The organism is Helicobacter sp. T3_23-1056, assembly GCF_053654535.1.
The window spans coordinates 1-19,471 of record NZ_JBSIUU010000013.1 but is presented as its reverse complement, the minus strand read 5'-3'; the positions used below and the strand labels follow the sequence as shown (position 1 = coordinate 19,471).

Below are 19,471 nucleotides of genomic sequence, written 5' to 3'. Positions count from 1 at the left end.
CTATGTTTGAATTACGAGCATTACCTTACCAAAAAGACGCTTTTGGGGACTTCCTAAGCCCTATCACATTTGATTTTCACTATGGCAAGCATCATCAAACTTATGTCAATAACCTTAACAATTTGACTAAGGGTGGCGAGTTTGAAAATGCCGAGCTTTATGACATTATCAAAAAGGCGAGTGGCGGAGTGTTTAACAACGCTGCGCAGGTGTATAACCACGATTTTTATTGGGATTGTATCACGCCTAATGGCGATGTGGGCGCGATGAGCGCGGAGCTAAAAAGCGCGCTAGATTCTGAATTTGGCGGAATCGATGGCTTCAAAGAGAAGTTTTTGAGCTCTGCGACTACGCTATTTGGCTCTGGGTGGTGCTGGCTCGTGCTAAACGCGCAAAACAAAAAGCTAGAAATCGTGCAAACAAGCAACGCAGCCACGCCCATCACAGAGGATAAAATCCCGCTACTTGTGGTAGATGTGTGGGAGCACGCGTATTATATCGACCACAAAAACGCGCGCCCTGCGTATTTGGAAAAGTATTTCGCGCATATAAATTGGGGCTTTGTCTCTAAGGCTTATGAATGGGCGCAAAAAGAGGGCGTAAGTTCGGTTAGATTTTACATAAACGAGCTACATAAGAAGTAGCACGACAAACCACCATAAATCAACACAATCAAGCAAAAAAGATAAAAACAATACGCAAAAAAGTGTTTTTATTTGTTGGCTGTTTGAAATGGTGTTATTGGCGTTATGCAGGTGTGCATATAGTGAGAAATACGGCTTTGTTGTATTTCTCACCTGCTGTTTTGCTACGCCAAAGACTAACAATGTATCAAAGGATATAAACAATGCAAAATCCTAATACAACACATTCTATCATTGCCCCCCCCCCCAATAAAAACTTCCTTTTTAACATAAATTATATTCTTTCCTTTGTCGTGCTATATGTGATGAGTCTAGTCATTTTTAGCATTTCGCGACTTGTTATGCAAATAGCATTTGTGGATTCTAGTGCGAGTATGAGTGATAAACTAGCTCTGTATAAATATGGATTTTTGTATGATACGCGCGTGATTTGTATCGCGCTTATGGTGTATTTGGCGATTATATATGTGCTAAAACCGCTTGGATTTTTTCTAAAAAACTACAATTTTTTATCAAAAATGATTTTTTACATTTATAATGTTTATGCGTTTGCATTAGGCTTTGTGTGTGCAAGTTTTAGCATTGTAAATTTTTATTATTATGAAATGTATAAAACAAAGATTGACATTTTTATATTTGGGCTGAAAGATGATAACACAAAAGAGATTTTAGGCATTATATTTAGGGATTATCCTGTGGCTGTTTTGCTTATCTGTATTTTTGTCATTGCCACGCTTTTTGCGCTTGTCAATGCCAAAATCTTATCAAATAGATTCTCTCAAAAACTACAAACCTTTTTTGTAGTCAAAACTCCTATCTTTATCTTAGCAAATTTGATACTTTTAGCATTGCTTTTTATCGGTGCTCGCGGTTCTTTTAGTTCGTTTCCGCTTGGCGAAAAAGATAGCAATATTTCCACGCTTGCTTCTATAAATGCGATAAATCCAAATCCGATTTTAGCATTTGCGTGGGCTTTGGGGTATTATCAAAGCGACAATAACTATACCATAGCTAATAAAGAAGCGTTTGACAAAGAGTTTGCCACGCTACAAAATGAGCTTTTTGCACTGCATCACAAAAGCCCAAAATCTAGCTCCACAAACCCCACACCAAAACCACATATCATCATAAATCTTATGGAGAGTTTTGGTAGCGGGGCTATCAGTCTAGATGATATGTTTTGTGATGAAAAATGCTGGAGTGAATATCTCCCAAATGATGCGCAGGCACAAAATCTACAAAATCAAAATCTACAAAATCAACAAGGCAAAAATCCAAAACTTGACTTGCTAGGCAAACTAAAAACGCATTTTATAAATGCAGATATTTTCAATCACAAATCCCATCAAAAAACCTCTCGCAAATCCACACAGCAAAATCTTACACAAACCGTTACGCAAGATTTTGTTTTCTGGCGATTTTTTAGCTCCCATCTAGGCACTGCGCCATCATTTTTTGATTTGTATTTTTTGAGTCCTACGATAAATATCTCCACAGGCAAAATGAAAAAAGAAAAGCTACCAAATGCGCCACTTACCGTGCTAGAAAAAAATGGCTATGACATCGTGTTTGTTACTTCTAGCTCTGGCTCGTGGGTAAATATAACCGAATACCTAAAAAATCAGGGCATACATCAAATCCACGATGCGCCCTACCTCATATCCAAATACCAAGAAGCAACCACCAATCAAAATAGCTTTGGAATCAATGATGAGTATATCTACAAAGATATTATAGAAATCCTAAAATCCGCCACCAAACCCACAGCTATTTTTACGCTCACCACTTCAAATCACCCGCCTTTCATCACGCCTAGTGAATTTGATGAAATCAATGCACCACATATTAGCACCGAAGTTACAAACACGCTAAATCAAAAAGCCAAAACCAAAAAAGTGCTAGGCTCATTTTTGTATTCTAACAATGCTTTTGGGGAATTTTTGAGCGCGCTAAAAGATTCTAAAATCGGTAAAAATACGATTGTATTTGCCACAGGCGACCATCACTTGCGCGATTTAAAATCTTTTGTGCCACGCTACAATGCCCTAAATTTTGCCGTCCCACTTTATATTTACATTCCAAAAGAAGTGCAAGATTCTCTTGCACGCTCTGGTAGGGCGATTGATTATGACCCTTTGCGTGTAGGCTCTCACAAAGATATTTTTCCTAGTATTTTTGAGCTATTTTTGGATAGCGCACAATACTTTTCACTAGGCGGGCGAAATATACTAGGCAAGACAGGCGCGCAAAATGATTTTGACAAATATGAGTTTGGTATAAATGCTGGGATTTGGGCTGATAGGGAGGGTATTTATTATAATGGTTCGCTTTTTAGATGGAAAAACAATGCAAAATATACTAGCCTGCGCGATTTACTAGAAGTAGAGACTACCCCTAGTGCTAGCACGCAAGAAAAGCAAGATTTTAAACATAAATTTGATAGACTAAACCAAATGCAGTTTCTTTGGCGGTTGAATAAAAAATTGAATCAAAAATAAAACGCAAACTCTGCATATAGATTCCATTAAAAACATAGATTATTTTTCATTATTTTCACTCGTTTTTTTGACATTGTATTTTTTTGCTTTTATTTGTGTTTATGTAGATTTTGCTATATCGCAAGATTTTATATTGCGGTGTTTTGCAAGTAGCTATGATGAAAAAATACGCATTTTTTATCATAGCCAAGTTTTTTATGAAGTTTGATAATGTGATTTGGCTATAATGTCGCGTTGTGTATATTTAGACATATATGATAAATGTTTTAATATACAAAGATTTGCAACATACAAATTAGTAACCAAAACAAATGCAAGCAACATAAGCCTAAAATCCCAACTGATAAAACATAACTTATTAACATATTTTAGGAGATTCCCATTTTTACTCATTTTGCCACCACGCCAAAAACCAACAACACAAAAAAACTTCACCTACTCTCACTAGGCTGCACCAAAAATCTAGTCGATAGCGAAGTAATGCTAGGGCGATTAAGCGCGCTAGAGCTAACCGATGACGCAAAAGAAGCAGATGTGATTATTGTCAATACTTGCGGGTTTATCCATAGCGCAAAGCAAGAGAGTGTGAGTGAGATTTTGCGTGTGGCTAGTGAGCGAAAAAAGGGCGCGATTCTCGTGGTAAGCGGGTGTCTAAGCGAACGATATGCAAAAGAGCTAGAGAGTGATATGCCTGAGATTGATATTATCATCGGTGTGCGTGATTATGATAAAATCGATAGTTTGCTAGAAAAAAAAGGCTTTATTTTTGCGCAAAATCAACGCATTCCATTTGCAGATTTTGCGCAAAAAAACCTTGCAAAAAAAATCCCACAAATGACACAAAATCAAAATCTATCACAAAAAAACAGCCAAAAAATCACAACACAAAAAACCTCAAACCAAAATCTATCAAGCACGATTTTTTCAAGCAATGACAAAGTATTTTTAAGCGATGAAAACTCTAAGCGCGTAATCAGCAATTCTGCTATTCACGCATATATAAAGCTAAGTGAGGGTTGCAATCAAAGTTGTTCATTTTGTGCGATTCCTAGCTTTAAGGGGAAACTTCAGTCCCGTTCTATCGCAAGTGTGCTAAGCGAGGTAGAAAATCTAGCAAAGCAAGGGTATAAAGATTTTAGCTTTATCGCGCAAGATTCTAGCTCATATTTGCTAGATTTTGGTGTGAAAGATGGGCTTATCTCCCTTATCAAAGCACTAGATTCTAGCGGGGCGGCAAAATCTGCTAGAATCCACTATCTCTACCCCACCACCACAAGCCACAGACTAATCGAAACCATAGCAAAATCTGCTGTGGTGCAAAACTACTTTGATATGCCAATCCAACACATAAGCGACAAAATGTTGCGACTTATGAAGCGAGGAATGGGCAAAAGCAAGCTAAAACAAATGCTAAATCTTATGCGCTCTGTCCCAAATGCGTTTTTGCGTAGCACGATTATCGTGGGGCATCCTTGCGAGGGGGAGAGGGAGTTTTGCGAGCTAAGGGATTTTATAGATGAGGGGATTTTTGATAGGCTAAATCTTTTTGCGTTTTCTAGCGAAGAGGGGACTTATGCGCATACGATGAGCGAAAAAATCCCTACAAATGTGGTAAATAAGCGACTAAACGCGCTAAATAAAATCCTAAAATCTAAAGACAAAACTTACTATAACGCTCTAAAGGGAAGTAAAATCCCCATTATCATAGAGGGCAGAGCGGAAGTAAGCCCGCATTTTTACTCTAGCAGGGATATTCGCTGGGGGCTAGAGATAGATGGCGAAATCCTAATCAATGATAGCGCGATAGAAAAACTAAATATAGGCTACTATGAAGCCAAAATCACAGAATATAAAAACGGACTTTTGTTTGGCAAAATCCTAGACACGCTCCACTAAGGCAGATAAAAACTAGCTAAAAAATGCCTACTATAAAATAAAACAAAGCGCAACACCATATCAAAAATAAAATCTCACGCCAAGCAATATCTTAAAAATCCCACCTAGAGCGGATTTTTCATTTCTATCTGGTATTTTGGTGCTAAGCTCTGCGATACCACCGCCCAACTCAAAAAACACGCCATTGCCTTTAAGCGAAATAAACTCGTGCCCGATTCCCGCTTGTGCTTCGTAATAATGCGGGGAACGCCAAAACCCACCATAATCCACCACACCAAATCCACCGCTAATGTGTAAATACGGGCGGAAAAACGCCAATCCTATATGAGAGGCGAGCGAGCTACCAAGTGTCGCGCCTAGCATAAGTTTTTCGTGGGCGATGAGGGCTACCGTATCATAGGAAGTGCTACGAAGTTTTATGCCTTTTGTCTCAAATGAGATAGCATTTCGCAACTGCCACACTTCACCACAATACAAACAAAACCCCACCTCCAATCCACCGCCCATCATAGAGCCAAAGTTGCCAAAGATTCCCAATGCAAAATTTGCCTTTGAATCAAAATGTTTGTTTGATTTTGAGACGATAGATTGCGCGGGATAGTCTCCGTCTAATCGTGCGTTATGTTTGGAATCATTTGTAGCGTGAGTTTGACTAGAATCTACGCTAGATATGCTATTTTTTGTGCTAGATTCTTTGTTGTCTTGCATAGCGAGATTTATGCTATGTGGAGTGGTATTTAGAGTGATATTTGATGATGGAGTGCCTGCATAGATAGCTTGGAGCGACACACCCCACACAAAAGCCAAAAACGCATTCTTAACCCCTTGCATTGTCGTCCTTTTTAAAAAATCTTGTTGATATTATACTTTTTTGGCTTAAGTTTGGCTTAAGTTTGCGACAATCTAAGTGGCAATTTTTCATACAAAATTGCGCATTAGATTTAATCACATTGCTTTGATTCTAGCGATTTTATCACGCAAGGTGTGCGCTTATCTAAATTCTAGATTTTTTACCATTTCAAGTATTTTTTAGCTTTTTGTGAGAGATTCTCTCTTGCGCTAATATCGTTTTTGCGTGTTGCTTTTTTATACTATTTTTGTAGATAGAAACAATCTCGGCGAACAAGCAAAAAAAGAATTTGACAATTTCCGCATTCAAAATCGCAAATTTAGCGAAATTTACATTACAAACCACTTGCAAACAAACCACATTGCAAAGCAGCTACAAAAATTGATATATTCGCATACTAGATTTGCTAACAATAAAATTTGACACTTAAATTATGTTAAAATGCAAAATTATTTTTTGCAAAAAGGTTGAATGTATGACAGCAAATGCTGTCGGTGTAGTGAGGGCTATCAATGGCGAATCTGCTATGGTGTTATTTATCGGCGCAAATGAAATTAAAAGAGTTGATTTTGCGGATTTAGAATCACTTGTTATTTACAAAACAGGTAAGGGCTATGACAAAAAGATATGCAATATTTGCCATATTCTAAAAGAAACTAATGACTTTGAAATCAATCAAACAGACGCCAAAGGACTTAAAACCACGCGTCCAAGTTGTAGAGAATGCAGAAAAAGTATCGATGGAATGAAGCTATCCCCTAGCGAAAAAAGGCGAATGGATAAAATCGCGCCACCAAAAGGAAGTATTTTTACTTGTCCAATTTGTGAAAAGCGTAGCATAGTAGGCGTTACGGCAAATCTAGTCCGAGACCATAACCATAATACGGGTGAGGGCAGAGAGTGGATTTGTGATAGTTGCAATACGGGACTTGGTAGATTTAAAGATAATCCAAAATTTCTACAAAAAGTCATTGAGTATTTGCAAAAATATGAGAAATAGCAAACTCTCTAAGTCCTAATATTTTACACAAATCAAACAATAGCACAAAATTTCATAATCATTTAACTACACACAAAGCTATGCCAAAAGGCATTTGACGCGAAATCTCATAAACGAACTACACAAAAAGCTAAGATTCGCAGGGCTAGAGATTGTAAATCTATGGAATGCCTACGCACTCACGCAAAAAGGACGCGTAAAGCCACTAAAAAATCAAGATTCAAGCCAAAATTCAAGTGTGGCAAAGCTTACAAATCTTATCCAACTTGTTAGATTCGAGCTAGGATTTGATAGTGAATTGCGCGATTTTGGTGGTGTGGCAAACTCACGCTTTGAGCTATGGAAAGGCAGACAAATCAAAAAGGGCATAGATTTTAGCGCGGAGCAACTAGAATTTCTAACCCACATAAAAGACTATATTATCGCAAATGCTTATTTGGCAAATGATGATTTGCAGGGGCTAAATGACGCTTGTGGCGACACAAACGGAGTCTTTGTCGCAAAAGCCCTTTTTGGCGAATCTTTCGCCCCTTTGCTTGATGAGCTAAATTTAGCACTAATAGCGGGATTAAAGGCGAGTTAAAAAATGTTTAACGGAAAATTTGATATAATTTTCGTTATAGAATTTTAAATTTTGGAGTGGCTAAATGACACGAGCAGAACAATTTGACACAAACATAAAACAACCATTACTTCAAATGAAAAATGAAGTAGAAAATTTAAATATAGATGATTTGGACGACAGCCAAAGACTAGAATTTGCTAGGGCACAAAAAGTTTTAACATATATTCAAAATTATGTAGATTTATTAGACCCCGATTTGTTGCCACAAAATTTTTATACTCAAATGTTATCAAAAACACAATCTTGGAATAAAACAATCCCACATTTAAATCAAATATTAGATGACATTTTGTTTTATTTGGCTTCTTATGGCAGTATTTATATCCCTAAAAATCAAGTTTCTAATACCATTAGCGAAATAATGAAAACTTATAGCACAACGATTCAGCAATCTTTGCAAGAAATAAATTTTAACAAAATCAAAAAAGACGCCAAAGCGATAGAAAATTACGAAAATAAATTATTGAGCGCAGATGATAGCATTCAAAGTCAAATAGCAGATTCTCAAACACAAATTCAAACTTGGTTTAATGAGATTCAAAGACTTAGAAACATTTTTTTTGTCAAACAAGACAATAGCAATATATCATTAGAAACAGAACTTCAAAATGCTAAAACCACAGCAACTAGCATTGTCAATGATATTGAACAAAAAGAGAAAGAATTTTCACAAAAGAAGATTGAATTAGATGAATTTTATATAAAAATTTTTGGTGTTATGGAAAATGGACAAAGAGTTGGGGGATTGCAACAAGAGATTAAAAATAGACAAAAACAACTTGATGAGTATGATAAAAAGCAAAAAGAAGCAATACAAGTTTGGAAAGATGAAATAGAAAATCTATTAAAAGATGCTACAAATGCGAGTTTGTCCAGTTCGTATGAAAAATCAAAAGAGAGTTATACAAAGGCTATTTATGGTTGGAATGCGACTTTTATTGTATCAATGCTTAGCATTGTTGGCATTGCCTTTTGGAGCTTTTTTGCAGTTGCAGATAAAATAAACGAGCCATTAGCCATTTTAGGTGCTATATTAGTTAGATTGCCTTTTTACATTCCACTAGCTTGGCTAGCAATTTTTTCTACACAAAGGCGAAACGAGTCAAAAAGGCTACAAGAAGAATACAAACACAAAGAAACGCTTGCTAGAAGTTTTTTAGGATATAAAAAACAAATTGATGAGATACAAGATAACCCAGCACAATACAATATAAATTTAGCTAAAAGGCTAATGGAAAATCTCGTAGAAATGACTAGTGAAAATCCAAATAAAACACTAGATAAAACTAAAAAAGAAAATATCCCTGCAATAGAATTTGGAGAAAAAACATTAAACTTCATAAAAGATATGCTTGAAAAAAAATAGAAAATGCAGACAATACTTTCAACTTCTTGGCAAATCAAACCCCTAAATTCTTTCGGCATTTTTATTCGTGGTGTTTCTTATAAAAAAGAACAATTACTCAAAGAAAAAACTTCAAATTCAGTGTTTTTGCTTCGTGCAAACAATATCCAAGAAAAATTAGATTTAGCGGATTTGCAAATCGTCCCAAAAGAACTTGCAAAAGGCACAAAATTATTCAAAATAATGACATTGTGTTTGCTATGAGTAGTGGCAGTAAGCATATTGTAGGCAAAAATATCATTTTAAAAAATTTGCAAGATTATTCTTTTGGTGCATTTTGCGGACTTTTTAGAATTACGAATCAAGCATTAAACCCGCATTATTTAGCTTACTTTTTGCAAAGCGATTTTTATAAAAAATACATTGTCAAATTTGCCAAAGGCACAAATATCAATAATTTAAGATTTGGCGATTTAGAAAATTTGCAAATCCCTCTTGCGACCACTTGATATTCAAAAGCGCATTGTGGCAAGGCTTGATGAAGCATTTGCGCGAATCGATAATGACACAAAACACCTAAAATCCGCCAAAGATAATCTCACCAAATACAAGCAAAGCCTACTAAAATCCGCATTCAACGGCACACTCACAAAAGAGCCGTCATTGCGAGGGAGCAAAGCGACCGAAGCAATCCACTCTCATCGTCATTGCGAGTCCTTGCGACAGCAAGGCGAAGCAATCCACAAAAAAGATATAGATTGCCACGATTGGCTTACGCAAAATCTCGCAATGACAAATAATTAAGCAAATTTTGTTACAATGACTTCATTTAAAAATTTAAAGGGGCGAAAATGAATGTAAGTTTAGAGATACCAAAAGGGCGCGAGGCGTTATTTTTGCGCTATGCAAAAGGGCAAAACAAATCCATAAATGAAGTATTAAATGAACGCGTGATAGAATTTTTGGAGGAATTAGAGGATTTAGAAGACGCTCTGCAAGCACGAAAAGAGCGCGAAAATGGCGAATCTGGCAGGGCGTGGCAAGAGATAAAAGCAGAGCATAATCTATGAGAATCGTGCTAAACAAAAAAGCACAAAAGCAGTTTGACAAACTCACAAGTGTGGCAAAAAGCGCGTAGCAGAGCTTTTTGATGAGATAGAATCTTTAAGCAATCCGCGAAGCAAAGGCAAGGCGTTATTATATCGGCTATCTGGGCTATGGCGATACAGAGCTGGGGATTATCGCGTGGTGTGTGATATAGCAGATGATGAGATGATAATCTATGCGATAAAAATCGCGCATAGAAAAGAAGTGTATTAGGATTTACAACATTTTTTGAGAATTTTACTTCGCTCAATACGGCAAGTGAAAAAATGAGATTGATAAATAAAAGGCAAAAAATTTGAGTGGATTTTTGGGGTGATTTTGGGGCGCGAATCTTGCGTGCAAAATCACACGGATTGTAGATTTTGCACTAAACTAATGCGCGGGTTTCGCACATAAAATCCACGCGTTTAGATTCGCGCTAAATCACTAGCATTTTGCCATCTCGCACACAAAAATCATCTCTTTGTGGTTGCTAAACTCTGTCTTGCCCGCGCTAAAAGCCTTAAAATCAAATTCGTATTTGTGGGTAATGCCTTGTATTTGCAGAATCTGTGTGATTTGCTCTAATGAAATTTTGTTTTGGCTTGAGGTTGATTTGGACGAATAAGTGTTATTATAAAGTTACAAGCAAGATTTTGGTGCATTTGGCAAGATTTGCTATTAAATCGCTAAATGCCTCTTTTGCGGTGGACTTGCAATACTCGCTTACATTTTCAGGCGTGGGCTTTCGCGCAATGCCATAGAGTTTGGGTTTATCATTTTTGCTCAGCGTTTCAAGCAGATGATAAAATCTCGCATACTGCCTAGAATTGTAAGGCGGGTCAATAAAGGCTATGTCGTTTTTGCGATTTTGCTTTGCAAATTTATAGAATTAACTTTTGCGTATATAGCGTTTTTACATTTTCGTTTCTTGTCGCACAACTTTTTTCTTTCTTGTTTGCGCATTCTTTTGGATTTCAGCGTGTTCGTTTTTGGTTTCTAGTGGCCAGTCTTTGCCTTGTTCTTGCACATTCCAATCAGGGTGTTTGCCACCTTCACGCGCCAAATAATCCGCCACGCAACACTCCTCAATCAGCTTATACGAAATATAGGCATTTTTGACATTTTTTAGCCCAAAAAGCCCTTTGATTTCTTTTTCAAAATTCTCTTGATAAATCATATAAAATTCGATTTTCGCCCCGCTTAAAATCGTATGATAGAGAAAATACCACACGCCAAAACTACGGATACTAGGGCGTCCTTTGACTCCGCCGTCTTTGTAGATTTCTAGCGTATTTTTGATTCCGCCCACCGCTTGAGAGCCACCGATTTTTTTAATCACACCATCAACCACGATTAAATAAACCCGTGCAACATTTTGGGTTAAAATGCTTTGTGGCAATGATTTGCCGTTTTCATCTCGTAAATCTTTAAGATAATTAAAATTTAGCTTCGTGCTACCCGCCACAAACTCCACATCTGCGATTTTAAACGCCGTTTTGACTTCGCTAATTTTCATTTTTACACCCTCATTCTTTGATGATTAAAAGCTCGTGGCTTTGCTTGATATTATCCGTGTCGCCTCGTTCGATTCGATTTTTGCCGATGCGCGTTTCGCCCTGTCCCATTGTGTATTGCCACTTTGGCTCTAAAATCTTAAAGTCTTTATACGCCTCTCGCACCCATTCGCAGTCATTGTAGCTTAGCACAAATTTGCCCTTATGTGCGTGTAAGCACTCCGCCAAAAGCTCGTGTTTGAAGCCATTGTGATGAATGGGAAAATTTCGCATAGGGTAGATTCCCTTAAACATTTTGCTATCCCCTGTGAGAAAATATGGCGGGTCGCAGTAGAAAAAGTCGTTTGGATATAGCTCAAACACGCGCTCAAAACTCGCGCACTCCACGCTAAGATTTCGCGCTTTTTTGTTGCGCCCAAAATCACGCAGTTTGTTTAGCATATTGCCATAGCGCGTTTTGTCCTCATAGATTTTGCTCATCCACCCCAAAAATCCCGGTCCATAGCTAAGATTAAAATTAAAATAATAATCCCGCGCTAAGTTAAGCGAATCTAGCGTTGCTTCATTTTTATAATGCGCTTTTAGTTCGGCTTTTATACGCTCATAAGTCTCTTTGTTTGGCTCTAGATTCACGAGGATTTCGCACAAGGCTTTTGAATCACTAAGCAAAACCTGCCAAAAATTTACCAAAATATCAAAAATATCAAAGGCTTTGACTTCCAAATCTAGCTCTAATGCACTTGCCACCTCCACGCTCCCACCACCGATAAATGGGCTTATTACGCGATTTATATCATTTGGAAAATGCTCCAAAATTAGCCCCACAGCTAGGCTTTTGCCCCCTCCATAGCGAAGTGGGGATTTGGTGTAGCGTTTGTAAGTTAGATTTTTGCCTTTGAGTGAATCTAAAAATCGTGCTTTTTTCTCCGCCAGATTCTCGCTTAAATCCGCACTAGAATCCACCTCAAAAAGCGCGGGTTGAGCGGGTTGATTAGAAAAGTTGTAAGCCAAATTTGACATAGTCATTATGTTCCTTGAAAAAACAAAATTTTGTGATTATACAAAATTTGACTTAATGCTAAATGACAAAATCTTATATTCGCTTTTTCTCATCGCTACGCCTTATAATTACTCACATAAATTTCGCGCGAATCTTTTTTGATGCTATTGTCATTAAAGCTAATGTAATTACTCACAATGTCCGTGCAGTGATATTTTTGCGCGAAGTTTTCTAATAACAATGCGCAAATCCTACCCAAATCTCCCCGCAATGTAATCCCTTGTCTTTTTCTCTTTTGCTTCATCGCTAAAAATCACTTTGGTTTTGTTAAACTCCACCACTTCGCCTAGCCAGAAAAACGCCGTTTTATCGCTGATTCGCATTGCTTGTTGCATATTGTGCGTAACGATTATGATAGTGTATTTGGTGCGCAAATCCTTGATTAACTCTTCGATTTTTAGCGTAGAGATGGGGTCTAGCGCGCTTGTAGGCTCGTCCATCAAAATCACTTCGGGATTGATTGCCAACGCCCTTGCAATGCAAAGCCTCTGCTGCTGCCCACCGCTTAGTGAGAGCGCAGAATCTTGCAACCTATCTTTTAGCTCATCAAAGAGCGCGACATTTTTTAGGCATTTCTCCACGATTTCATTAAGCTTATTTTTGTCCTTGATTCCGTGCGTTTTGGGACCAAACGCAAGATTTTCATAGATACTCATAGGAAATGGATTTGGCTTTTGAAACACCATTCCCACCTTTTTGCGAAGCAGATTGACATTGTAATTTTTGTAGATATTTTTGTCATTGAGTAAAATCTGCCCTTTGATTTTGCAACCCTCCACAAAGTCATTCATACGATTGAGGCTTTTTAGAAGCGTGGATTTGCCACAGCCACTAGGACCGATAAACGCACTAATCTCATTTTCTTGCAACTCCAAATTGATATTTTTCAGCGCGCGAAAATTGCCATAGTAAAGATTCATATCCTTGATTTTAAACGCCACACCCATTTTGTCTCCTTTTGTTTTGGTTTGTCATTTGTCATTGCGAGAAGTCGGCACGACTTCGTGGCAATCTATTCGTTGTCATATTGAGCGAAGCGAAATATCTCTTTGTATTTTGAGTTTTTGAGATACTTCGGTTTCTGCGAAATCTCAGTATGACAAATTGTGGTATTTGGATTGCCACGCTCACGCCTTGCGCTGGCTCGCAATGACAATGCAATTTCTCTCCCCCTATTTTTGCAGTTTTTTCACTGCCAGATTTGAGAGCAGGTTTATCCCCACCACGATAAAAAGCAAGATTACCGCCGTAGCATACGCCTGCTCTATGTATAGCCCCTCGCTTAAAAGTGCGTAAAGATGCACACTAAGCGTCCGTCCAGAATCTCCCACTCCCGCCACCTTTGCCACGCTCCCAGAAGTATAAAGCAATGCCGCGCTCTCCCCGATAATGCGCCCCACGCCTAAAATAACCCCGCTTAAAATCCCGCTTAACGCGCAGGGCAACACCACGATAAAAATCGTCCGCAGTTTCCCCGCACCCAGCGCGAAGCTCCCCTCTTTATACGCGCTTGGGACGGATTTGAGCGATTCTTGTGTGGCGGTCAAAATCAAAGGCAAAATCATAACCGCGAGTGTGAGCGAGCCAGAGAGCATACTAACCCCCATTTTGAAATAGATGACAAAAGCCAAAAATCCAAAAAGCCCATACACAATGCTAGGAATCCCCACTAGCACTTGCGAAGCGAGGTTTATCACGCCCACCACCGCGCTATTTGGCTTGGCGTATTCTTGCAAGAAAATCGCCCCAAAGATTCCAAAAGGCAGGGCAAAGCACAGCGACAGCGCAATCATAAAAAGTGTGTTCATGATTGCAGGTGTCATCGAAGCATTTTCGCTAGAATACTCCCACTCAAAGAGTTCCGCGCTTAAAAACGGAATGCCTTTTAGCAAAATGTAGCCTACGATGAGCGCGATTGTGGCGAGCGTGAATCCCACGCCCACATACATAATCCCCCTTAAAAATAGCGATAAAAAGTCCTGCGCCTTTATGGTAGCTATCATCTCTTTGTCGATTTTGTCTCTAAATCCCATTTAATCGCCCCTTTTTTAGATTTTGCTTGTCATTGCGAGAAGTCGCACTTTTTAATGGCGACTTCGTGGCAATTCCGCCGTCATTGCGAGAAATGCGACAGCATTTCGTGGCAATCTATGTTTTGATTCGTGGATTGCTTCGGCAAATCTACGATTCGCCTCGCAATGACGAAATGTTTTTAGATTCACGCCTTACGCCCTTTTCTTTATCGCTAAAAAGCACGCATTGATTAGCAATATAAACACAAACAGCACCGCACTTGAAGCGATGAGCGCGTCCCTGTGAATCCCGCTTGCATAGCCAAGCTCTAGCACGATATTTGTCGTCATCGTCCGCACGCCATCGCTTATGGATTGCGGTATCACGGGTTGATTCCCAGCGATTACGATTACCGCCATAGCCTCACCGATAGCCCGTCCAATGCCTAAAATCACGCTTGCCAAAATCCCGCTTTTAGCATCACGCAAAACGACAAAAAACACCGCTCTCTCCACGCTCGCCCCTAGCGCGATTGCGCCCTCAAAGTAGCTTTTACTCACCGCTTCAATGCTACTTTTTGACACCAAAATTATGGTGGGCAAAATCATCATCGCAAGCAACACACTCGCGCTCAAAAGCCCCTTGCCATTTGTCTCAAAGATTTGTGAGAAAAACGGCACAACCACAATAAGCCCAAAAAATCCATACACAATGCTAGGAATCCCAGCCATCAGCTCAACCAAAGGCGTTAAAAAGCGATTTTGGCGCGAAAAATACGCCAAATACACCGCGCACAAAATCCCAAAAGGCACGCCAAAGGCAATCGCTAATCCCGTTACGAACACGCTCCCCACAATCATAGGGAAAATCCCAAAGACTTCATTAAGTGGCTGCCACACATCGCCTAAGAGAAAGTCGCCAACGCCAATGTGATAAATCGTAGGCACAGCATTGCCAAACAAAAACGCGCAGATAACGATAACCGCGAGAATGCAGACAATCGCGCTAAAGCCAAACATCGCGCGCATTATGGATTCTACGCTGCAACACTCACGCGCAAAGATTTTCAGTCTTGGCGCGTTTTGGTGGTGTTTGTGGGCTAAAAATCTCTGCAAGATTTTGCCCTGCTGTTTTAGCGTTTTTTTCTTTTTTGGCATTTTAGATTCCTAATTTATGTTTTTGTTATCGTGTCATATTGTCATATTGAGGGAGTGAAACGACCAAAATATCTCTAACTTTAGGTTGAGATACTTCGAGCTTTGCCCTCAGTATGACAAACAATGAGCGTCATTGCGAGAAATCGCGCTTTTTATGAGCGACTTCGTGGCAATCCACGCCCACGCCGTCATTGTAAGCAATGATTCCACTTCCGTCATTGCGAGAAAATCCGTTAGGATTTTCGTGGCAATCTATCACTAAAAATCGCAAAAAGCGTTATTTAGCAATTTGTGATTATGGATTGCCACGCTCATACTTTGCGCTCGCTCGGCACTCGCTCGCAACGACAACGCACATTGTCATTTTGAGCGAATGTAAAAAACCTCTAGATTCAAAAATCTACTTGCCCAAATCTTCCCATTTGGTGATTTTCCCGCTAAAAATCTCTTTGACTTGTTCCTTGCTTAGGTTAGTGATTTTGCTTTGTGGATTGACTATCACGGCTAGCCCATCGATTGCTAGCACTTCGGCTTTTAGCCCCGTGCTTAGCTCACTCTCTTTTAGCTCACGGCTTACCATTCCTATGTCTGCGATTCCCTGCAGGACAGAGTTTATCCCTGTGGTAGAATCAGATTGCAAAATCTCAATCTCTACGCTTGGATTTTGCGCCTTATAGGCTTCTTTTAGCTTTTCCATTAGTGGGGTAATCGAGCTTGAACCAGCCACCACGATTTTGCCATTTAGCTTTTTGCTTGCTACTTTTTTGACATCAAGCGGAATGTATCCCGCCTTGCTAATCACTTCAGCATTTGCCTTGCTAAAATCTAAAAAGTCCCGCACTAATGCAAGTTTCTCTCCGCTTAAGCCCTTTGTTACGACATTGAATGGGCGCGAAATCGTGTATTTTTTAATCTTAATATTTGCTACACTTGGCTCAACGCCATCGATTTGAATGCCCTTTACCATTGGCTTTAGCGAGCCTAATGAGACATAGCCGATGGCGTTTTTGTCCTTTGCGATGCTTTGAAGCATTACGGCGGTGGAGTTGGTAATCTCTGCTTTTAGTGTCGTGGTATCGACTTTTTTATCGCCCTTTTTCTCAAGCAATCCAAAAATCTCCACAAACGCCCCGCGTGTGCCCGAGCCATCTTCACGCGAGATGACATTGATATTTCCCATTTGTGATGCTTTCGCGCTTAAAAAAAGCGAGCCTAGTACCAAGCATACAAGCCCTAAAATCTGTGCGATTTTCGCACCCTGTGCTATGTGTCTAAACATTGTGTTCTCCTTACATTGATTTTTTTATGTGGTTTTTGGTAGATTGTCTAAGGTTTTAAAATCTTGCAATATACGCAATTCCAACACGGCGAAATCATAACAACGCAATGTAAGAGCAACCCACAAGATTTTGTAAAATCTTTGTAAAATGCGTTATGGAATCTTTTTTGCTAGATTTTGCCAAAGGCTAGCAAGATTTGGGCTAAATCCAAAATCTAAAAATCCCAAACAAATCTAAGCCACAAAATCTAAGCAAAAAAAGGATTTCGTATGCTTCGCTCACTTTACACAGCCACCACAGGTATGCTAGGACAGCAGCTCCAAATCGACACCACTTCAAACAACATAGCCAATGTCAATACCACAGGGTATAAAAAACAACGCGCAGAATTTAACGATTTGTTTTACCAAACTTTGCAATACGCAGGCACGGCAACAAGTGAGACGACAATGTCTCCCACAGGCATAGAAGTGGGGCTAGGCGTGCGACCGGGCGCGATACAAAAGCTTTTTTCACAAGGTAGCCCAAAAGAGACTGAAAACAATCTTGATGTGGCTATCGAGGGAAAAGGATTTTTCCAAATCGCCCTGCCTGACGGCACGATAGCTTATAGTCGCGATGGTGGGTTTAAGCTAGATGACGCGGGAAATCTAGTAACCGCACAGGGCTACTTGCTCCAGCCACAAATCACAATCCCACAAGACACCACGCAAATAAACATCGGCACAGATGGCACGGTAAGCGTGGTGCAGGCAAATAGCGGGGTAAGCAATGTGCTAGGGCAAATCGAGCTTGCGACTTTTATCAATCCCGCAGGATTGCACTCACTAGGGGATAATCTCTATCTAAACACGACTGCTTCAGGCGACCCTATCGTAGGGGTGGCTACCACAGAGGGTTTTGGCACGCTTCGTCAGGGATTTTTAGAGCTTAGCAATGTAAAGCTAGTCGAGGAAATGACAGATTTAATCACGGGGCAGAGGGCTTATGAGGCAAATTCTAAGACGATTCAAACGGCGGATTCTATGCTTCAAACGGTAAATTCACTCAAACGATAATGCTACATTGAAAAATAAGGCGTAGATTTTTAGATTTTGATAGTTTTAAAAAGTAGTGTGAAGTGGCGAATTTTAGCGATTTGAAACAAGCAAGCGATTTAAAAATAGCGAGCGATTCTACGCAAGCAAGCGTATCAAAAATAGCGAGCGATTCAAAAAGAGTGGGCATCGCAAACTGCAAGACGCTCATCATAAAAATCGGTAGCCAAATCCTAGCTAGCCAAAATCCTAGTAGCGATTTATCAAAATCAAATTCATTTCCAAACCAAGATTTTATCGCTTCTTTGGCACGACAAATCGCCACGCTAAAAAAGCAAATCCCAAATATTATCATCGTTTCTTCAGGTGCGGTGGCGTGTGGGTTTAAGCAGCTAGGGCTAAAAGAGCGTCCAAAAGACATAATCGACAAGCAAGCAAGTGCGGCGATCGGGCAGGCTAGGCTTATGTGGGAGTATCAGCACGCATTTAGCAAATACGATTTGCAAGTCGCCCAAATTCTGCTAACAAAAGATGATTTGACTTCGCGCAAACGATTTACCCACGCGCATTCGTGCATAATGCGATTATTACATTTTGGGGCAATCCCTATCATCAACGAAAATGACACGATTTTGGTCGATGAGCTAAAATATATCGAAACTTTTGGGGACAATGACAATCTAGCTTCGCTTCTTGCAGGGACGATAGATGCGGATTTGCTACTCATACTCTCCGATGTAGATGGGCTATATAGCGCAAATCCCGCGACAAACCCAAACGCAACCAAAATCGATGAAGTCAAAGAAATAAATGATGAGATTTTAAGCCTAGCAAGGACAAGTGGAGCAAAAATCAGCACGGCAAAATTTGACAAAACAAAACTAGGCAGGGCAAAACTAGGCACAGGCGGTATGGCTAGCAAACTCATAGCCACAAGGCAAGCTATATCGATGGGCTGTGCGGTGGCGATTATCAAAGGCAATGAAAATGAAGTGATTTTGCGCTTTTTTGCAGGGGAAAATCTAGGGACATATTTTCCTTTGCCAAACGAGATTTTATCTCGCAAAAAAAAGCGGTTTTGGATAGAATCTGTGGCGATTACGCAGGGGCAGATTTTGATTGATAGTGGCGCATTTAGCGCGATAAAAAACCATAAATCGCTTTTGCCAAAGGGGATTTTGGGAGTTGTGGGGGAGTTTGGCAGTGGCGATGTGGTAAGCATTTGCGTAAGCCAAGATGAACAAATACGCGAAATAGCGCGTGGGCAAAGCAAGTATAGTGCTAGCGAAGTGGCAAAAATAGCAGGGAGTGATTCTGCTAAAATCGCAAAAATACTAGGCAAAAGCAGGGGCGATGAAGTCGTGCATATCGATGAGCTGGTATTGCTTGCGTGATAGATTTTGTGATTTTTTTTATGTTTAGTTTTTATGTTTAGTTTTTATGTTTAGTTTTTATGTTTAGTT

Annotated in this window: 26 protein-coding genes and 1 pseudogene; 14 read left to right on the top strand and 13 right to left on the bottom strand. The window is 39.6% G+C overall.

Annotated features, from left to right (window positions below; all coding sequences use genetic code 11):
• The first annotated feature begins 2 nt into the window (after positions 1 to 2).
• Positions 3 to 644 carry a superoxide dismutase gene (locus ACWIUO_RS07990; RefSeq protein WP_454177376.1) on the top strand — a complete coding sequence of 214 codons (642 nt, stop codon included), beginning with the start codon at positions 3 to 5 and terminating at the stop codon, positions 642 to 644.
• Here ACWIUO_RS07990 and ACWIUO_RS07985 read toward each other — a convergent pair.
• Positions 630 to 848 carry a hypothetical protein gene (locus tag ACWIUO_RS07985; protein ID WP_454177375.1) on the bottom strand — a complete coding sequence of 73 codons (219 nt, stop codon included), beginning with the start codon at positions 846 to 848 and terminating at the stop codon, positions 630 to 632. The genes ACWIUO_RS07990 and ACWIUO_RS07985 overlap by 15 nt on opposite strands.
• Here ACWIUO_RS07985 and ACWIUO_RS07980 point away from each other — a divergent pair.
• Together ACWIUO_RS07980 and rimO are read left to right on the top strand one after the other, a co-directional pair.
• The gene (locus ACWIUO_RS07980) at positions 848 to 3,142 is read left to right on the top strand and encodes an LTA synthase family protein (RefSeq protein WP_454177374.1); all 2,295 of its coding nucleotides are present in this window, start codon (positions 848 to 850) and stop codon (positions 3,140 to 3,142) included. The genes ACWIUO_RS07985 and ACWIUO_RS07980 overlap by 1 nt on opposite strands.
• Positions 3,143 to 3,523: 381 nt before the next feature.
• On the top strand, positions 3,524 to 5,038 hold the full coding sequence (gene rimO / locus ACWIUO_RS07975) for a 30S ribosomal protein S12 methylthiotransferase RimO (protein WP_454177429.1): 1,515 nt from the start codon (positions 3,524 to 3,526) through the stop codon (positions 5,036 to 5,038).
• Positions 5,039 to 5,098: 60 nt separating this feature from the next.
• Here the strand turns inward: rimO and ACWIUO_RS07970 are convergent, their stop codons facing one another.
• Entirely contained in the window at positions 5,099 to 5,869 is a 771-nt protein-coding gene (locus ACWIUO_RS07970) for a hypothetical protein (protein WP_454177373.1), read from the bottom strand.
• A 494-nt stretch (positions 5,870 to 6,363) separates the two neighbouring features.
• On the opposite strand from ACWIUO_RS07970, the gene ACWIUO_RS07965 reads away from it, so the two are divergent.
• From ACWIUO_RS07965 to ACWIUO_RS07935, 7 genes and pseudogenes are all read left to right on the top strand, one after another.
• Positions 6,364 to 6,888: an Hpy99I family type II restriction endonuclease gene (locus ACWIUO_RS07965; RefSeq protein ID WP_454177372.1), complete on the top strand. Its 525-nt coding sequence runs from the start codon at positions 6,364 to 6,366 to the stop codon at positions 6,886 to 6,888.
• A 91-nt stretch (positions 6,889 to 6,979) separates the two neighbouring features.
• Positions 6,980 to 7,471, top strand: a pseudogene (locus ACWIUO_RS07960) (type I restriction-modification enzyme R subunit C-terminal domain-containing protein); the annotation flags it as partial.
• 64 nt (positions 7,472 to 7,535) lie between these two features.
• A complete protein-coding gene (locus tag ACWIUO_RS07955) occupies positions 7,536 to 8,879 on the top strand; it encodes a hypothetical protein (RefSeq protein WP_454177371.1) in 1,344 nt (447 codons plus the stop codon).
• A 3-nt stretch (positions 8,880 to 8,882) separates the two neighbouring features.
• Positions 8,883 to 9,122: a hypothetical protein gene (locus ACWIUO_RS07950; RefSeq protein ID WP_454177370.1), complete on the top strand. Its 240-nt coding sequence runs from the start codon at positions 8,883 to 8,885 to the stop codon at positions 9,120 to 9,122.
• Positions 9,119 to 9,367: a restriction endonuclease subunit S gene (locus tag ACWIUO_RS07945; RefSeq protein WP_454177369.1), complete on the top strand. Its 249-nt coding sequence runs from the start codon at positions 9,119 to 9,121 to the stop codon at positions 9,365 to 9,367. Before ACWIUO_RS07950 ends, ACWIUO_RS07945 begins: the two co-directional genes overlap by 4 nt.
• Before the next feature lie 16 nt (positions 9,368 to 9,383).
• On the top strand, positions 9,384 to 9,662 hold the full coding sequence (locus tag ACWIUO_RS07940) for a hypothetical protein (RefSeq protein WP_454177368.1): 279 nt from the start codon (positions 9,384 to 9,386) through the stop codon (positions 9,660 to 9,662).
• A 47-nt stretch (positions 9,663 to 9,709) separates the two neighbouring features.
• Positions 9,710 to 9,928 (top strand): hypothetical protein, encoded by a 219-nt coding sequence (locus ACWIUO_RS07935; RefSeq protein ID WP_454177367.1) that lies wholly within the window; start codon positions 9,710 to 9,712, stop codon positions 9,926 to 9,928.
• Between the two features lie 8 nt (positions 9,929 to 9,936).
• Here ACWIUO_RS07935 and ACWIUO_RS07930 read toward each other — a convergent pair whose 3' ends face one another.
• A complete protein-coding gene (locus ACWIUO_RS07930; RefSeq protein ID WP_454177366.1) occupies positions 9,937 to 10,215 on the bottom strand; it encodes a hypothetical protein in 279 nt (92 codons plus the stop codon).
• Positions 10,216 to 10,428: 213 nt separating this feature from the next.
• Here ACWIUO_RS07930 and ACWIUO_RS07925 point away from each other — a divergent pair, with 213 nt between their 5' ends.
• Complete coding sequence (locus tag ACWIUO_RS07925; RefSeq protein ID WP_454177365.1) at positions 10,429 to 10,572, top strand: hypothetical protein; 144 nt, start codon at positions 10,429 to 10,431, stop codon at positions 10,570 to 10,572.
• Positions 10,573 to 10,578: 6 nt separating this feature from the next.
• Here the strand turns inward: ACWIUO_RS07925 and ACWIUO_RS07920 are convergent, their stop codons facing one another.
• The 7 genes from ACWIUO_RS07920 to pstA form a co-directional block, all read right to left on the bottom strand.
• Positions 10,579 to 10,791: a DNA adenine methylase gene (locus ACWIUO_RS07920; RefSeq protein WP_454177428.1), complete on the bottom strand. Its 213-nt coding sequence runs from the start codon at positions 10,789 to 10,791 to the stop codon at positions 10,579 to 10,581.
• A 69-nt stretch (positions 10,792 to 10,860) separates the two neighbouring features.
• The gene (locus ACWIUO_RS07915; protein ID WP_454177364.1) at positions 10,861 to 11,463 is read right to left on the bottom strand and encodes a type II restriction endonuclease; all 603 of its coding nucleotides are present in this window, start codon (positions 11,461 to 11,463) and stop codon (positions 10,861 to 10,863) included.
• Positions 11,464 to 11,473: 10 nt separating this feature from the next.
• Positions 11,474 to 12,487 carry a DNA adenine methylase gene (locus ACWIUO_RS07910; RefSeq protein WP_454177363.1) on the bottom strand — a complete coding sequence of 338 codons (1,014 nt, stop codon included), beginning with the start codon at positions 12,485 to 12,487 and terminating at the stop codon, positions 11,474 to 11,476.
• A gap of 89 nt (positions 12,488 to 12,576) precedes the next feature.
• A complete protein-coding gene (locus tag ACWIUO_RS07905; RefSeq protein ID WP_454177362.1) occupies positions 12,577 to 12,732 on the bottom strand; it encodes a hypothetical protein in 156 nt (51 codons plus the stop codon).
• Positions 12,713 to 13,462 carry a phosphate ABC transporter ATP-binding protein PstB gene (pstB, locus tag ACWIUO_RS07900; RefSeq protein WP_454134986.1) on the bottom strand — a complete coding sequence of 250 codons (750 nt, stop codon included), beginning with the start codon at positions 13,460 to 13,462 and terminating at the stop codon, positions 12,713 to 12,715. Before pstB ends, ACWIUO_RS07905 begins: the two co-directional genes overlap by 20 nt.
• 71 nt (positions 13,463 to 13,533) lie before the next feature.
• Positions 13,534 to 13,677, bottom strand: coding sequence for a hypothetical protein (locus ACWIUO_RS07895; RefSeq protein ID WP_454177361.1), 144 nt, complete (start codon positions 13,675 to 13,677; stop codon positions 13,534 to 13,536).
• A 16-nt stretch (positions 13,678 to 13,693) separates the two neighbouring features.
• Complete coding sequence (gene pstA / locus ACWIUO_RS07890; protein ID WP_454177360.1) at positions 13,694 to 14,554, bottom strand: phosphate ABC transporter permease PstA; 861 nt, start codon at positions 14,552 to 14,554, stop codon at positions 13,694 to 13,696.
• Between the two features lie 26 nt (positions 14,555 to 14,580).
• Between pstA and ACWIUO_RS07885 the strand changes: the two genes are divergently transcribed.
• Positions 14,581 to 14,784, top strand: a complete 204-nt coding sequence (locus tag ACWIUO_RS07885) for a hypothetical protein (protein ID WP_454177359.1) — start codon at positions 14,581 to 14,583, stop codon at positions 14,782 to 14,784.
• Here the strand turns inward: ACWIUO_RS07885 and pstC are convergent.
• The 3 genes from pstC to ACWIUO_RS07870 all read right to left on the bottom strand — a co-directional run bounded on the left by pstC (position 14,747) and on the right by ACWIUO_RS07870 (position 16,970).
• Complete coding sequence (gene pstC, locus ACWIUO_RS07880) at positions 14,747 to 15,691, bottom strand: phosphate ABC transporter permease subunit PstC (protein WP_454148579.1); 945 nt, start codon at positions 15,689 to 15,691, stop codon at positions 14,747 to 14,749. The genes ACWIUO_RS07885 and pstC overlap by 38 nt on opposite strands.
• Before the next feature lie 130 nt (positions 15,692 to 15,821).
• Positions 15,822 to 15,962 (bottom strand): hypothetical protein, encoded by a 141-nt coding sequence (locus ACWIUO_RS07875; RefSeq protein ID WP_454177358.1) that lies wholly within the window; start codon positions 15,960 to 15,962, stop codon positions 15,822 to 15,824.
• Positions 15,963 to 16,091: 129 nt separating this feature from the next.
• Entirely contained in the window at positions 16,092 to 16,970 is an 879-nt protein-coding gene (locus ACWIUO_RS07870) for a substrate-binding domain-containing protein (RefSeq protein WP_454177357.1), read from the bottom strand.
• A 270-nt stretch (positions 16,971 to 17,240) separates the two neighbouring features.
• Between ACWIUO_RS07870 and flgG the strand changes: the two genes are divergently transcribed.
• Positions 17,241 to 18,029, top strand: a complete 789-nt coding sequence (gene flgG / locus ACWIUO_RS07865) for a flagellar basal-body rod protein FlgG (protein WP_454177356.1) — start codon at positions 17,241 to 17,243, stop codon at positions 18,027 to 18,029.
• 62 nt (positions 18,030 to 18,091) lie between these two features.
• Positions 18,092 to 19,402, top strand: a complete 1,311-nt coding sequence (gene proB, locus ACWIUO_RS07860) for a glutamate 5-kinase (RefSeq protein ID WP_454177355.1) — start codon at positions 18,092 to 18,094, stop codon at positions 19,400 to 19,402.
• Positions 19,403 to 19,471 lie beyond the last annotated feature (69 nt).